The sequence below is a fragment of the Pectobacterium sp. PL64 genome, from assembly GCF_022477975.1.
GTDB classification, from domain to species: domain Bacteria; phylum Pseudomonadota; class Gammaproteobacteria; order Enterobacterales; family Enterobacteriaceae; genus Pectobacterium; species Pectobacterium jejuense.
Map to the genome: position 1 here is coordinate 3,572,417 of NZ_CP092070.1, position 15,316 is coordinate 3,587,732.

Below are 15,316 nucleotides of genomic sequence, written 5' to 3' on the forward strand. Positions count from 1 at the left end.
TTCAGTACGTAATGAATAGCGCATCGCAGTAAACGATTGATTACAATGCAAACAGGCGCTATTCAAGACGCCAAAGCGAACCGCCAAGCATGACCGCCTCTCCCTGACTGGAATAAAGCGTCAATGCACGCTGTTCCGACTGCGGATAAATTCGACTCGTCATACAGGCTTCCCCATCGTTCACAAAGACTTCCACCGAAGAACGATCGATAAACATCCGAATTTTTACCTGTTCACACTGCGGTAACGCGATGCTCCGATAGCCGTCTATTCCTTCATGTAGATAGCGACGCCATAACACCAGCCGCTTAGCTTGATTATCCACATACAGTTGCAGCCCCTCTCCCAACCTGACACCATACTGCTCTGCCTGGCTGCGTGCCGTGTCCCAACAGATTTCCAGTTCAACCGCGTCTGCATAAGGCGTGATAAGAAAGGGACCCGTCATGGTCGCGGGCTCAATAAGCTGCGGTTGCTGGCGCAGGTTTTCCAGTTCACGAACCGGCCGCTGATATAGCTTTCCGTGACATTCAATGAGTTCACGCGGCAAGGTAAACGATCCGGCCCACCCTTCCTGTTTGGACGGCATAGGCGACTCCCACATGTCCATCCACCCTAAAATGACGCGTCTGCCGTCTGCCGTTAAAAACGACTGTGGCGCATAAAAATCGTGCCCATGATCCAGTTCTTCGAAGGCCCCCATCCGTTTAAACATGGCTTCAGGCTGCCAGTGTCCCCGCAAGACGCCACTTTGAAAGCGATTGCGATAGGCATAGCCTTCTGCTTTCATCCCCTGAGGAGAAAACATGAGGTAGCGGTGTTCACCTAATGGAAAAAAGTCCGGGCACTCCCACATATACCCTTCCTGTGAATCGGCATGAGCCAGTACCCGTTCAAAACACCATTCAGATAACGACGAACCGCGATACAGTAATACCTGCCCCGTATCGTTCCTGTCCCGCGCACCGATCACCATCCACCAAGAACCATCCTCACGCCAGACCTTCGGATCGCGAAAATGCATAATGCCTTCTGGCGGCGTCAGGATGACGCCCCGTTTTTCAAAATGGATACCATCGTGGCTGATTGCCAGACATTGCACTTCACGGATGGCACTGTCGTCCCCTTCTCCTGACAACCAGACATGTCCGGTGTAAATCAGCGTTAGCACGCCATCATCATCCACGGCGCTGCCAGAAAAGCAGCCATCAAGATCATATTCATCCCCTGGTGCCAAGGCGATAGCCTCATGCTGCCAGCGCACCATATCCGGGCTTGTCGCATGCCCCCAATGCATCGGCCCCCAGTGTTCACTCATGGGATGATGTTGATAGAAAGCGTGGTAGACGCCATTGAAATAGATCAGGCCATTGGGGTCGTTCATCCACCCCGCAGGCGGCGCTAAATGGTAATGTGGGTAAAACGTATTGCCGCGCTGCGTCAACAACGTATTCCGTGCAGATTCTGCCTTTATCAAACGTGATTTCATCATTTCACCGTGGTGCTGTATTCATATTTTCAGAAACGGATTCATCATCCTCCGCGCGAAGCAATACGCCAGACACCAGTGTCAGAATGAGTACAGCGACCGCCAGTATCATATAGGTGTCAGCAAAGCCCAGTGCGTCATAGCCATACCCCACAATCGGGGAGAGGATCGCGGCGCAAAATGAGGTAACAAACTGGAATCCAACCAGATAGAGCGTGGCCGACAGACGTTTGTCGAACTGCGAGGTAATGTATTTGAACATGGCGATGAGCAGGATCGGCAGTTCGACGGCATGGAGTAATTTTAACAACGAGATGGCAAATGACCCTTCCGCCAGCCCCGATCCGAATATCCTAAACGTCATGATAAGGCCGCTTAATAACAAGCCGCGTTTGGCACCGATACGGTTAACCAGAAACGGGGCTAAAAACATGCCACCGGCTTCTAAAAACACCTGAAACGAATTGAGGAATCCGAACATTTCGTTGCCGCGCGCAGGGTCGCTAAACAGTGAGGCGAAATAGACAGGAAACTGTTGATCGTAAACGTTATAGACGCTCACACCGCAGACAAACACCACCAGAGACCAGAAGCGCGGCAAGCGCAGCAGCCCAATGGCATCCGCGACAGTGAGCGCATTACTCTTCCCGTATTCCAGCTCGCCCATCGCGTGCGGCTTAATATCATTAAGACGCCATAACAACAGCAAGAACACACTGGCTGATACACAGGCCATCCAGAAATTCAGGTTAGGATCGATGTTAAATAACATTCCGGCGAAGAACGTCGCCCCCGCCCACCCAAGCGATCCCCACATACGGGCTTTTCCGTACTCAAATCCCGTAATGCGGCTGACACGCTCGGTATAGGATTCCAGAACCCCGATCCCTGCAAAAAACGTAGCGCCAACATAAGCACCGACGCTGAATGCGCCGAGAAACATATTCCAGCGTAAAAGCGGTGTTCCAACAAAAATAAACCAGGGCCCGCTCAACAACAGCAGAACGCCAATGCACCACAACAGGTTTTTTCGCAGTCCCAGTTTATCCTGAATAAAACCATAAATCGGCTGAGCGAAAAACGCGGTAAGGCTGATGATTGAAAAAATGATCCCCGTATCCGCTCCCCGTAGTCCAACCTTCTGGTTAAGCCACAACGAGATCAGTGAAAAGGCTGAAGACCATGTCCAGAAGAAGGCGAATAGCAACCCACTTAATTTTAAGTAATTTTGTCTGGCAGAGTATGCCGGTATATGCGCGTATTTATTCATGTTGATCTATTCCGCAAGAAGTTCACCGCCATTGTTAACGTTAACAATCCATCATTTACATCATCCTTGTGGAGATATGGGATGGTAATCACAAATGTTAACGTTAACTTAGAGGTTTTGTGACCTAACCGCCAATTTTTACTCATGTCAACGCACCGGAACCGGAACAAAAACAAAGCTTCTTCTTTTTGGTCTCAGCCAGCCAGGAGAGTGAAAAAATTGGTCTGGTCCTCTCTCAATAAGTGGAGGGGCATATCCATCTATTTGATTGCTATTTTATTCCGGAAAATATCAGCCTGATTGCCAGCACTTATCCACGATAATAGGAAAATAAAATGATGAATACAGACCAAGAAATTATTGTTAATCCCGTTGAGCCAGAAGATCACGCGCAGTGGCTGCCCTATTGGAAGAGTTATCAGGAATTCTATAAGGTGCAGCTTTCCGATGAGGTTACGGAAGTCACCTGGAGCCGCTTTTTTAAAGCCGATATCCCCGTGTATTGCGCGGTAGCGAGAGAAGGATTACATATTGTGGGCTTCGTGCACTTTGTTTTTCACGATTCCACCTGGGGAGTAAACTCTTATTGTTACTTAGAAGATCTGTTTGTTGCTCCGACCGCTCGCGGTAAACACGTCGGGAAAAAACTGATTGAATACGTGAGAGAACAGGCACAGGAAAAAAGCTGCGACCGATTGTATTGGCATACTCAGGAAACCAATAAAACAGCTCAGCGACTTTATGATTGGGTGGCAGAAAAACCGGGCGTTATAGAATACAGAATGCCGCTTTAACGATAAAAAATAGATTTCCGCCGCACAAACTTTCTGTGCGGCATCAGGAATTCACGACCAAAGCATTATTTGTTCGACTTGGGTATCGGCCGCCAGTCCACCTTTATGGGATACGCTTTGAAGTTATAGTCGATACCATAAGAGTGCTGCCTGCCAGCAAGGCTGCATTTACCGAAAAAAGAGTATTCTCCGTTGTATCTCTCTGGAGGTGTCGAAATCACAATTTTTCCGCAGCAGTCAGGATAAATACACGCCGTCGTGTGGGTAAACACCACATAGCCGCCTTCAGTTCTGCTAAATAACCTGTCGGCATAAAGCTGTTTGCATTCCTCTTTATTCGGCGCGCCGGAGACAAAAATGCGGAGATTGTCATAATATCCCGCCACCACCACAGCAAATATCACCCCGAATGCAATGACATATGCCCACAGCGGCAAGTTGATTGCAGGATGAATCTGCATAAGATCCGCGACAAGACTCAATCCCGGCAATAAACAAACGGTCACAAAGCTGACAATGAACTTACTCTGCTCAGAATGCGATATTTCCTTATAAATGCGAGCCGTGTTTTCACCCGCCAGATTAGTGTATTGCCCGTGGTGATTATTGACGTTAATAACGCCGGATTCATTATTGATAACCGTTTGATGTTCGCCAGTGTTTCTCTGTTCAATATCCATCACTCCCTCCTTAGACACAAAGTCATCACAGTAAGGGATTTGAGCACAACATGAATGAACTCGCTACGTTGATCTTCGCTACCCCACCCGCCGCACCGACTCTCTGACCACTACCTGTCCGGCTAACTCGGTGCGCTGGGCGATACCGAGCGCCTGTGCTGGCGTCATTTGCTGCGCCAGCAGCTGTAGCGCCGCACGGGCGATGGTCTCAAACGGCAAATGCACCGTGGTGAGCGAAACCGGCAGCATGTCGAACGGCAGGATGTCGTCCATGCCCATCACGGACATGTCCTCTGGCACCCGCAGCCCGTGCTGATACAGCGCATCGATAACCCCGATGGCCTGATTATCCGCCGCACAGAAAATTGCGGTCACACCCAGTCTATCCGGGTTAGCCGTCAGCCAGCGCAGCAGCGCGTCACGCGCCGTGCGTGGGTGGAAATCCGGCAGCGAGAGGATCAGATCCTCATCCACCGCAATCCCCGCCTGCATGAGCGCATCCCGATAGCCTCGCTCGCGCTGTTTGATCGTCATGCGCGACGTCCAGGTCAGATGCAGGATCCGCGTATGCCCTTGATCGATCAGGTAACGCACGCCCGCCGCCGCCGCATAGTGGTTGGCAGGCGTCACGCTGCTCAGGCGCATCGAGGGATCTTCACCGTTGATCAGCACCGCCGGAATGCCGCTTTCCGCCACAGCGTTCAGCAACGTCGGGTGATCGTCATTCACAATCAGAATACCGCTCTCTTTTCCGCCCTGAAGTTCACGCAATAGCTGCTGTTCGTTAATGGTGTCGTGCTCCCCCAGAAACGGACGCAGCTGGATATTGCGTTGCAGACAGAGCGTTTTCAGGGCGTTAATCAGCGTCAGCGACACCAGATTGTACTCACTCTCCAGCATCAGGTTGCGCGGCGTCGCCAGCAGAATGTGGCGCAGCGGTTCCGTCTGCGCGATGGCCGCTTTGGCTACTTTATGCAGCGGATAGCCCTGCTCGGTAGCAATCGCCATGATGTGCTGCCTGACTTTAGCGCTGATCGGTGCTGTCCCGTTCAGCGCGCGGGAAACCGTGCTGATGGAAACCCCCGCGCGGTCAGCAATATCCTTGAGTGTCGCCATTATTTCATCCCCGTGTTGGCAATCCCCGTCGTGATGTATTTTTGCAGGAAGACGAACACCGCCGTCACTGGCAGAAGCGAAAGCATCGTCATCGCCAGTATATAGTGCCACTGCACCGAGAACTGCCCCTGAAACGCATTCAGACCAATTTGCAGCGTAAAATTATCCTGACTGGAGAGGACGATCAGCGGCCAGAGGAAGTCGTTCCAGCGCCAGATCACCGAGAAGATCGCCAGCACCGCCAGCGCGGGGGCGGTTAACGGCAGGATGATCTTCCAGTAAATACGGAACTCGCTGGCGGCATCGATACGCGCCGCCTCGATCAGTTCATCGGGGATCGTCAGCATGTATTGCCGCAGCAGGAATACGCCGGTCGGCGTCGCCACCGTGGGAATAATCACGCCCCATAGGTTATCGCCCATGTTCAGGCCAATCACCACCAGGAACGTCGGCACCATCACCACCGACAGCGGAATCATCATGGTGGAGAGAAACAGCGTCAGCACCGTACCGCGCCCGCGAAATTCGTATTTCGACAGCGCAAACGCCGCCATCGAACTGAGCAACAGGGTCAGCAGCGTTGCCATTACCGTCACAAACACGGTGTTCTTCAGATAGGTGGCAAAGTGGAACTTCGTTATCGGCGTCGTGTAGTTCTCCGTCTCCAGATGTAATGCCTTCATCGGCACCAGATCTTTCGTCGATACACGCACCACCTCGCTCGGCGCATCCGGGTTCACCAGCTGTGCAATCAGGCCGATGCGCCGCACCAGCGCCATGGTTTTCGCTTCGCCGTCGTCCTGCTTAACCTGCCACAGCTCCAGCGGTTTCGGGTACTCCGGCAGCGTGATGGTATCCGCCGCCTGCGGCAGAAAGCTGGGCGGAAAGCGGTTGATCTCCGCGGGCGTTTTGAACGACGACATCGCCGCCCACATCACCGGAATCATCACCAGCAGCGTACCCACCACCAGCCAAACCCAGCTCATGATATCCGTTATGTGAATGCGCCCCGGATGACGGGTACGGGTGAGAAATGCGATTATTTTCATCATGGCTCCCGTTATTTTTTCCCTTCCAGCCGACGCGTCAGCAGGAACTGCAACGCCGTCAGGATCATCAGCACTACGCCCATCAGCACCGAGGCCGCTGAGGCCAGCCCGTAGAGCGACGCGTTTGACGAAAAGGCCGTCTGGTAGATGTACTGCACGATAAAGCTGTTGGCCGTGCCGGGGCCGCCGCCGTTGGTCAGCACCCAGGCTTCATCGAAGATTTGCACGCTGTTGATGGTCAGCAGAATCACCACCACCAGAATGTTCGGTGCCAGCAGCGGCAGCGTCAGGCGATAAAAACCGCGCCAGCGCGAGGTGCCATCCACCGCCGCAGCCTCATAAATGTCACGCGGGATCGCCTGCAATCCGGCCAACAGGATCAGGGTATAAAACCCGACGTGAAACCAGACGGAGACAAACACCACCCAGAAGCGCGACAGCGTCGGGTCGAGCAGGAAGGTAATCGGCTGCCCACCCAGCGACGACAGCACCAGATTCAGCAGGCCGTTGCGGTTAAGGAACCACTGCCAGATCAGGCCCACCACCACCGGTGACAGCAGCACCGGATAGAAGAACATGGCGCGGAAAAAGCCACGGGCGATAATCTTGCGGTTGAGGATCAGCGCCGTCACCAGCGCCACCAGCAGCGTGCAGAGCACGTTGAAAAAGGTGAACGACACCGTGTTGTAAACGCCAGTCCAGAACAGATCCTGTTCACAGGTCGATGGCTCGGCGTAGTTGCCGCAGCTCAACAGCGTAGAAAAGTTATCCACGCCAACGTAAGGGCGTTCCCACAGCAGGATATTGGTGCCGCCGGTAAAGGCGTAGCACACCGCCAGCAGAATCGGAATAAAGACAAAAACGGCGAACAGCAGCATATTCGGCGCGATAAAAAACCACGGCATCACTTTGCGGCCACCGAGTTTTTGTAGCAGATTCACCGCTTTTTCCACTGGCGTGACCAGCTTATCGATCAGCGATCCTGCGGGCAGTAAGGCAATCTTTTTCATGTCGTCCTCTCCCGTCGCGATAATTAATGCTCGGTACAACGCGGCAATGTGTCATCCGTTTTACCGTCGAACAGATGGCAATACGTCGGCGGGAAGCGGACGAACACCGACTCACCCGCGGCGAACTCACGGTGCTGCGCCAGATGGACGATCATCTCATCGTCAATGCCGCTCATTCGCCCGTAGATAAAGGTTTCATGCCCCATCATCTCGCAGCGATCGACGCACAGCGCCATGCCCTCGCCGTCCTCTACCAGCTCGCAGTGTGAAGGACGAATGCCGAGCGTGACGTTCTGCCCGACAGTGCCGATAAACGGCAGCACCAGACGATTGCCGGACGGACACTGCACCTCAACGCCGTCCGCGCAGGTGGCGACGATCTGCGCCGGGAACATATTCATGCGCGGTGAACCGATGAAGCCCGCGACAAATTTGTTTTTCGGCCGATTGAACAGCTCCAGCGGCGTGCCAACCTGCTCGATGCGACCGGCGTTCAGCACCACAATGCGTTGCGCCATCGTCATCGCTTCCACCTGATCGTGAGTCACGTAAATCATGGTGGTGCGCAGCTTCTGGTGCAGACGGGACAGCTCGCCGCGCGTCTGCACGCGTAGCTTGGCATCCAGATTGGAGAGCGGTTCATCAAACAGGAACAGGTCGGGTTCACGCACGATCGCGCGACCAATCGCCACGCGCTGCTGCTGCCCACCCGACAGCGCACGCGGCCGACGATCCAGATACGGTTCCAGCCCCAGCATGCGGGCGGCTTCATCAATACGGCGGGCGATTTCATCTTTGGGGAAGTGCAGGTTCTCCAGCCCGAACGCGAGGTTCTTGCGCACCGAAAGGTGCGGATAGAGCGCGTAAGACTGGAACACCATCGCAATCTTGCGCTCCGCAGGGGTGAGATCGTTCACCTTGCGGTTGTCGATCCACAGCTCGCCGCTGCTGATCTCTTCCAACCCGGCAATCATGCGCAGCAGCGTGGATTTTCCACAGCCCGACGGGCCGACAAAGACCATGAACTCGCCATCATGAATCGTTAAGTCCACGCCTTTGATGATGTTCACCGCACCATAGCTTTTGTGGACATTTTTTAGTTCCAGACTCGCCATTGTCAGCCCTCGCAAACAGAATCTAACTGTGCCAATAACATCAGCATGACCAGCGCCTGCCCGTAAGGCACGGCGACATTGGGAATATCGCGATAGAACTGTAAGTCGTGTCCCATCGCCGTGCCGTCCGAGACACCCTGCACCACGCCCTGTGCGTCAATCTGCGCCACCACGGCGGCATAGCCTTTTTCCAGTACGTCCTGCGGGAAATCGTGCAACATGCCCAGCCGACGCGCCGTCAGAATGCCAGCAATGAATCCCGCGCTGGCAGACGTCTCCAATGGTGAATCCGGGTCATCCAGCAGCGTGTGCCACAAGCCGGACTCATGCTGGCAGCGCGCCAGCGTTGTCGTTTGCTGTTCCAGAATCGCTTCCAGCGTGCGCATGACCGGCGCAGACAGCTGATCCTCCGCCAGCACCCGCATTTCCGGCAGCACCAGCGTGATCCAGGCGTTGCCGCGTCCCCAGAACGCATTCGCATAGTGATGGCGACCGACGAACGTCCAGCCGTGATACCACAGCCCGCTGCGCACATCGGCCAGATAGCGTGCATGCGTGACGAGCTGGTATTCCGCCTCTTCGATCAGATCGCGGCGAGAGAGCAATTTCCCCGCGACCACCAGAAACAGGCCGGCCATAAACAGCGTGTCATCCCACAGCTGTCCGGTATTCGGCCGCTCTTTCACCGTATGCTGGAAGCCGCCGTCCTCGGTTTTCGGCAGCGAGTGCAGCAGCCAGTCCGCCCAGTCGCTTACGGTTTCACGCCATTGCGCAGGGGCATCCGGTTTGTCCTGACACAGCAAAGCCAGCACCAGCATCGGTGCCGTCGAGTTGATCTGGCGCGGCGGCAGCCCGGCATCCAGCTTTTGCTGATACCAGTTCGCCAGCGTCGTCAGCATGGTGTCGTCCTGCGTCAGATGCGCCAGCTTCCAGAAACCGTACAGCCCGACGCCAACTTCCCAATCCCACTCTTCGAATTGAATCGTCAGTCCGGCGTCCGGCGCATCGTCCTGCGTCACACTGTCGATCGCTTTCAGGCGGCAAAATGCCCGCGCCACCTGCGCCAGCAGCGCTTCGGTTTGTTGTCGGTTAAGTGAACCTGTCTGCATGTCATGGGTTTCCTGTGTTGAACTGCGGGACGACCGGGACATCGTCGGGAAAAATGAAAGGCTGCTGCGCCACGCTGAATCCTGCCGCGTGGCTAAAAGCCAGTTCGCCGTAATCGGGATCGTCGATACGCACGCCGTCGCTGTCCTGTATCAGCGAACGCCCGCGGAAGCGATCAGCGAATGCGGCAAATCCTTGCGCGCCGTCGCCGCTGTCCACGGCAACGAACCAGACGTTCTGCTCGCCATACGCCCGCAGTTCGCCTTCCGCCTGCTGACCTGCGGTTGCAAACGGCTGCAATCCGGCGGGATTATGAAACGCGGCATAGCCGTTACCACCGCGTACGAAGCACCAGACATCTTCAACGATGACGTCATCCAGCGCGGTTTGTGGCAGATAGAGGTGTGTCCACGGACGGATATCCTGTTGCAGATCGAACACCATCAGCGCGCGGTTGCGATGCTGCATCAGGTGCGGCAAACGTCCGTTGCCCGCCCAATAAGAAGGACGGTGCACGCCGTCAGGGCGATCCTCGCCAGGGTGATTCACCCACAGGCGGGCGGCATAGTGCGTACCCAGCCGCACATCCAGCAGATGCTGCTGGTGTCCTGGCTGACCAGGGTGATGATCGAAAACGGAAGAAAAGGCCACGTCGCGCTGCTTCCAGGCAATGATGCGGGCGCTGCGGTTCAGCCCCTGCACCCAACGTGCTTCTGCACCGTGCGGCAGTGACCAGTGCGCGATCCGATCCGTCGTTTCCGGCGGCTGATAGTCGCTCAGGCACAGCAGCGGCAGCGCGGCGCAGTGCGGAATCAGCCAGCCCTCGCCCCACATCAGTGCACACAGGCCAGACAGTTCGGTCAACATGCCGGAGCGCAGCTCTTTATCGTAGGCACGCCCCATCGTGCCAACCGCGACGCCGTTCTGATGTACCCACGCCGTCATCAGCATGATGCGATCAATCACCACGCGAGATTTCTCGCGCAGATCGGCGTCCTGCGCCAGTTCATACAGCGCCACCAGCCCAATCAGGTCGATGGGGTAATAGGCCGCCGAATTCCACTCCACCAGCCCGTGTTCCAGAATCGAATCAAACCAGCGCGTCAGGCGTTCGTGGGCAATTGCCTTTTGCTTCAGACCACGGCGGCCGCTGCATGGGAAAGTATCATCAGGGAAGTTTTGCCCAGCCAGATACTGCGCGACGTGGAAGCACAGGCAGTGGTTTTCGCTCCAGAACCACATGGTGTCGTTGCCCGGTTCATCAATCCAGTAGCGGAAACCGAGAATCGCGCTGCGCACGCGACGCCAGTCCTGCGGCGGCAACTGCTGCCCTTGATAGCGCTGCCACAGCCAAATCAGCGGCACCAGTTGGAAATCAGCGCAGTCTTCACGGCGGCTGATTTTCTGCAATGCGCTGTTGAGAATCGGCGCCGCGGCATCGTTGCCCTCGCCCGTTGCGACAATCGCCAGCAGCCGCCCGAGGCGCTCAAAACCGTGCAGCGCGGTATGGCGCAGCAGCGCTTCACGCCGTGCCGCCAGCGTCGGTAACGCGGGCATCGTTTGCTCAGGCAAGCGCCCAAAACTGAGCGTTCGCGTCAGCGTAATGCCGTTGCAGGTCGCAGCGCAGACCAGATCGTAGTAGCCCACCAGAACCGCAGGCAGATCCACCTGCCAGCCCAGATTGCCAGCAGGCAGCGTTTGTTTCTGCTGCCACGCGGGGACGGATTCGTTGACGTTGCCAATCAACCGATGCGCCATCGTCACAGATTCCGGCAGCGGCTGCGTGCTGTTCAGCACCAACACGGGCGGTTGGATCAGGTTATTTTCCAGCGTCAGCCCGTTAACCCAGCTATCCAGCGCGGCCAGCTGTGCGCTGAGCGCCGCGTCCTCATCAAGCTGCCAGAAAAGCGTGTCGTCTCCCTGATAGCACAGGCTGAACAGGTAGTCGGTATCGCGCTCGCACAGCTCTTCGCTATGTACCACCAGCGTATTCGCCCCTGCTTGCAGCGGCAGCGTGATAGCACAGGTTTGTTCGGTATTACGGGTAAACGGCGTAAAGCGGGTAATCGGCTCACCGTTCAGCCACAGCGTGACGCCGCCGCAGGTGCTAAGTGTAAACGGAGCCGCCTGCGCGCTGTCGCTGTGGATTACGCAGCGGGAAAAGCGCTGCACGTGAACCGGACACGGCCAGAAATCGCTGAAATTCACGCTGCGGCTTTCATCGCCGCCGCTCCACATCAGCGGGAAGCGTAAATCGTCCGGCAGCGCCACGTCGCGCTTTGCCTCTTCCTGTAAAAAACGCACGCGACAGGGCAGCACGCCGACATCGACAAAACCGTTAATAAAGCGGTAATTCACCTTATCCGGCAGCGTATCCGGCTCGGCGAAATAACGTTTTTCCGTCAACTCGGTGATGAGAAACCGATTAATGACGCCGTTCTTCTTTAATTTCCAACCGATATTCATACGGAATCCTGTTTACGGCGTTGAAAAATAAAATAACGAAAATGTATGGCGGCACTTATTTGCACTCTCGCTGTGCACACCCTGCCAATATTTAGGGCAGCGGGTCATTCCCTGCACCGTGATATCGCAATAAGAATGCAAATTTGCATTAAATTGTCATTTGCATTCATTTATTGACATTTCGCATTAATAAATAAGATTATCGCGTTTATATATGTGATTAATATCACAAAAATTCTTTATTTAAATCAACATTTAAAATATCTTTAACCTGCTTCACATAAATCAATCAGCGTTCTGTCCATGATTGCATGATGAAAATGACAGATGAATGCAAATTTGCATTAATTAAAAGACAACATAAATCGCAGGAATAAAATAAACCCCGTCGCCAACGCCAGGGTATTTACGTCATTAATCAAACATAAGATGTGCTCACCAACGGAGAGGTTTATGATGCGTTCCAACACCGCGTTATTTTTTTCCGCCCTTGCACTGGGGTTATTCAGCAGCAGCGCGTTAGCCGCCAAAACGCAAATAACATTTTTATATAGTGACGACGATCCCGAATTAGTGCATTTCATGGAGCAGAAAGTAAAAGCTTTCTCCCAGAGCAATGAGCGCATCGATGTGAATTTTGTCAGCACCGGCTATAACGCGCTGCAAACACAGTTACCGATGCAGTTGGCGGCAGGCTTAGGCCCGGATATTGCCAAAACCACGCAAATGGGGCTGCTCGGCTATACGCTGGATTTGCGCCCCTACCTGAAAGACCCAGCCACCTTTGAGAAACGCTATAGCGCCGGTATCGAAAAGATCATGCGCGTGAAAGGCGTGCATAAAGCGGATGCGCTACCGGGCTTTGTCGCTTCCTGGACTGCCGATCTGCCGTTCGTTAACGTGACGCTGTTTGAACAGGCGGGTGTTCCTCTGCCGCAGCCGGGCTACACGATTGATGATTTAATGAAAGCCTCGAAGCTGGTCGCAGAAAAAACCGGCGTGCATATCCCCTTTACTATCGACCGCAGCGGTTTCCGCTTCTCCGGTCCGGCCTACTCTTACGGCGCACGTTACGATAAAGACGGGCTGATCAACTTCCCGGACGCAGCCGCGCAGCAGTGGATTAAAGATCTGAAACGCTGGTCGGACGAAGGCGTGTTCCCGCGTGAAATGTGGGGTGCGGCAGGCGGCGGTCAGTACAAGAGCATGGCGGACGATTTCGTGAACGGCAACATCGTGACCTACTTCTCCGGCAACTGGCTGTTGAACCAGTTCAGTAAGCAGATTGGCGACGGCTTTGACTGGCAAGTGCTGCCCGCGCCTTGCAAAGAGAAATGCATCTCGATGGGCGGCGCAACCTTCATCATGCCGTTCACCACCACCAAACACCCGCAGGAAGTCGCCGAATTCATGGAATGGCTGGGCAGCGAGCCACTGCAACGTGAGATCGCCGAGCGCTTCAATATCATCGTCGGCGCGGATATTCCCGATCTGCACTACCAGACCAAAGATAAACACGTGATCGACGGCCTGAACACCGCGCGTGAAGAGATCAAAAAGATCCCGTCTTACGTCTTTGATTGGGAACGCATGGAAAGTCTGGGCGCGAACGAGTTGTACCCGATCATCCTGACGCGCTTTACCCAATACCTGAACGATCAAGTGTCGTTTGATGAGTATCTGCGCCTAACGTCCAACGATGTGAAGCGCCTCAACGAAACGATCGCGACGAATCAACAACAGCGGAAAAACGCACCGTGAAATGGCATCTGAGGGCGAGCGACATCGATGGCGATCGTCCCTTTGATCGCATTAGCGAAAGCACGGTATGCGAACAGCGCTGGCCGGGGCAAAGCCGCTATCTGCTGGTTACTGGCGGTTTTACCCGGCTGCTGCACTGGCATGACGGCCGCCTGACCTGTCGCGGCGGTGACAGCTTCCCCATCGGCAACCCGGCCAGCCTGTCACGGCTGGGGCTGTGGGCGGTGCAGGAGATGCTTCAGGCCGTTGAAGGCATCACCCCGCTGACGCCACTCAGTGAAGTGCTGCTCCTGCACTTCGATAAGCATGTCGATCGGGTTATCGACTGGTCAAAGCAGGCGCAGGCCGCTGACTACAGCATGCTCGGGCACGTTGTCCTGGCGCATCCACAGGATACGTTGGCGGTACAACTGCTGACCCGCTGCGCGGGCGAACTGAGTCTGCTACTCAATAGTCTGCCGGACTCACAAACTGAATCCGTCAGCCTCAGCGGCGATCTGGCGGTGGCCTGTCTTCCCTATCTGGATTCTGGAGCGCACGCATCATGACGACATGGCTCTATGCTGGCGTGGATGGCGGCGGCACAGGCTGTCGGGCACGTATTTATCAGGCCGATGGTACGCCGCTCTGTCAGGGACACGGCGGTCGCGCCAATCTGCTGCTCGGCGTGGAAAGCGTACGACAGTCGGTGGACGACGCCATCGCGCAGGCGTTGAAGCATAGCGGGCTGTCGCCGGATGACGTCTCCCGACTGAACGTCGGACTGGCACTCGCCAGCGCAGAGCATCGTACCGCCTATGAGGCATTTCTGGCGTTGCCACATCCTTATGCCGCTCAGGTACTCAATACCGATGCGCTGGGTGCCTGTCTGGCCGTCAACCAAGGGAAAGAGGCGGGCGTGGTCATTGCCGGAACCGGCTCCTGCGGGCTGGCGTGGCAGAACCAGACGATTACCGCCTACGGCGGCCATGAATTCCCAATTTCCGATCAGGGCAGCGGCGCACGGCTTGGGCTGGCGGCGCTGCAACATACCTATAATGTGCTGCAAGGCTGGTGCGCGCCGTCTGCGCTCAGTCAGAGTATCGACGACGTCTTTTCCGCCAGCGCAACCCCCACGCAGGCCACAAACACGCTCGACGCGCTACAGACGTTTAGCCAGCAGGCGAAACCGGGCGACTATGCGCAGTTCGCCCGCCACGTATTTGACTGCGCTCGGCAGGACGATGCCGTTTCTCACGCTTTGCTGGCGCAGACGGCCAGCGAAATCAGCCTGCTATTGGCCGCAGTGGCACGCCACGCGACGCCTCGCTTATCGCTCATGGGCAGCATCGGCTTACACATTCGCCCGTGGCTGCCGAACGAGTGGCAATCTCAACTCGCCGCCCCGATGGGCGATGCGCTCGACGGCGCACGATTGATTGCCTGTCATGATTATGCGTTATACCGCTAGTCCTTTGGG

General features: G+C 55.5%; 13 protein-coding genes. 4 read left to right on the forward strand and 9 right to left on the reverse strand.

Annotation, left to right across the window (positions count from 1 at the left end):
• Positions 1 to 58: 58 nt before the first annotated feature.
• Together HP572_RS16025 and HP572_RS16030 are read right to left on the reverse strand one after the other, a co-directional pair.
• Positions 59 to 1,492 carry a glycoside hydrolase family 32 protein gene (locus tag HP572_RS16025; RefSeq protein WP_240583728.1) on the reverse strand — a complete coding sequence of 478 codons (1,434 nt, stop codon included), beginning with the start codon at positions 1,490 to 1,492 and terminating at the stop codon, positions 59 to 61.
• A 1-nt stretch (position 1,493) separates the two neighbouring features.
• Entirely contained in the window at positions 1,494 to 2,759 is a 1,266-nt protein-coding gene (locus tag HP572_RS16030) for an MFS transporter (RefSeq protein ID WP_240583729.1), read from the reverse strand.
• 335 nt (positions 2,760 to 3,094) lie between these two features.
• Here HP572_RS16030 and HP572_RS16035 point away from each other — a divergent pair, with 335 nt between their 5' ends.
• Positions 3,095 to 3,553 (forward strand): GNAT family N-acetyltransferase, encoded by a 459-nt coding sequence (locus tag HP572_RS16035; RefSeq protein ID WP_240583730.1) that lies wholly within the window; start codon positions 3,095 to 3,097, stop codon positions 3,551 to 3,553.
• Between the two features lie 65 nt (positions 3,554 to 3,618).
• On the opposite strand, the gene HP572_RS16040 is transcribed toward HP572_RS16035, so the two are convergent.
• The 7 genes from HP572_RS16040 to HP572_RS16070 all read right to left on the reverse strand — a co-directional run bounded on the left by HP572_RS16040 (position 3,619) and on the right by HP572_RS16070 (position 12,096).
• On the reverse strand, positions 3,619 to 4,233 hold the full coding sequence (locus tag HP572_RS16040) for a hypothetical protein (RefSeq protein WP_240583731.1): 615 nt from the start codon (positions 4,231 to 4,233) through the stop codon (positions 3,619 to 3,621).
• A 78-nt stretch (positions 4,234 to 4,311) separates the two neighbouring features.
• The gene (locus HP572_RS16045; RefSeq protein ID WP_240583732.1) at positions 4,312 to 5,349 is read right to left on the reverse strand and encodes a LacI family DNA-binding transcriptional regulator; all 1,038 of its coding nucleotides are present in this window, start codon (positions 5,347 to 5,349) and stop codon (positions 4,312 to 4,314) included.
• Positions 5,349 to 6,401, reverse strand: coding sequence for a carbohydrate ABC transporter permease (locus HP572_RS16050; RefSeq protein WP_039483648.1), 1,053 nt, complete (start codon positions 6,399 to 6,401; stop codon positions 5,349 to 5,351). Before HP572_RS16050 ends, HP572_RS16045 begins: the two co-directional genes overlap by 1 nt.
• Before the next feature lie 8 nt (positions 6,402 to 6,409).
• A complete protein-coding gene (locus HP572_RS16055; RefSeq protein ID WP_010279314.1) occupies positions 6,410 to 7,408 on the reverse strand; it encodes a carbohydrate ABC transporter permease in 999 nt (332 codons plus the stop codon).
• A 23-nt stretch (positions 7,409 to 7,431) separates the two neighbouring features.
• The gene (locus HP572_RS16060; protein ID WP_205551574.1) at positions 7,432 to 8,523 is read right to left on the reverse strand and encodes an ABC transporter ATP-binding protein; all 1,092 of its coding nucleotides are present in this window, start codon (positions 8,521 to 8,523) and stop codon (positions 7,432 to 7,434) included.
• A gap of 2 nt (positions 8,524 to 8,525) precedes the next feature.
• Complete coding sequence (locus HP572_RS16065; RefSeq protein WP_240583733.1) at positions 8,526 to 9,632, reverse strand: glycoside hydrolase family 105 protein; 1,107 nt, start codon at positions 9,630 to 9,632, stop codon at positions 8,526 to 8,528.
• A 1-nt stretch (position 9,633) separates the two neighbouring features.
• Positions 9,634 to 12,096, reverse strand: a complete 2,463-nt coding sequence (locus HP572_RS16070; RefSeq protein WP_240583734.1) for a hypothetical protein — start codon at positions 12,094 to 12,096, stop codon at positions 9,634 to 9,636.
• A gap of 453 nt (positions 12,097 to 12,549) precedes the next feature.
• Here HP572_RS16070 and HP572_RS16075 point away from each other — a divergent pair, with 453 nt between their 5' ends.
• Genes HP572_RS16075 through HP572_RS16085 form a run of 3 tightly spaced genes read left to right on the forward strand, consistent with a single transcriptional unit; the run spans position 12,550 to position 15,307 of the window.
• Positions 12,550 to 13,857 (forward strand): ABC transporter substrate-binding protein, encoded by a 1,308-nt coding sequence (locus tag HP572_RS16075; protein WP_240583735.1) that lies wholly within the window; start codon positions 12,550 to 12,552, stop codon positions 13,855 to 13,857.
• On the forward strand, positions 13,854 to 14,405 hold the full coding sequence (locus tag HP572_RS16080) for a glucosamine kinase (RefSeq protein WP_240583736.1): 552 nt from the start codon (positions 13,854 to 13,856) through the stop codon (positions 14,403 to 14,405). Before HP572_RS16075 ends, HP572_RS16080 begins: the two co-directional genes overlap by 4 nt.
• The gene (locus HP572_RS16085; protein WP_240583737.1) at positions 14,402 to 15,307 is read left to right on the forward strand and encodes a BadF/BadG/BcrA/BcrD ATPase family protein; all 906 of its coding nucleotides are present in this window, start codon (positions 14,402 to 14,404) and stop codon (positions 15,305 to 15,307) included. Before HP572_RS16080 ends, HP572_RS16085 begins: the two co-directional genes overlap by 4 nt.
• Positions 15,308 to 15,316 lie beyond the last annotated feature (9 nt).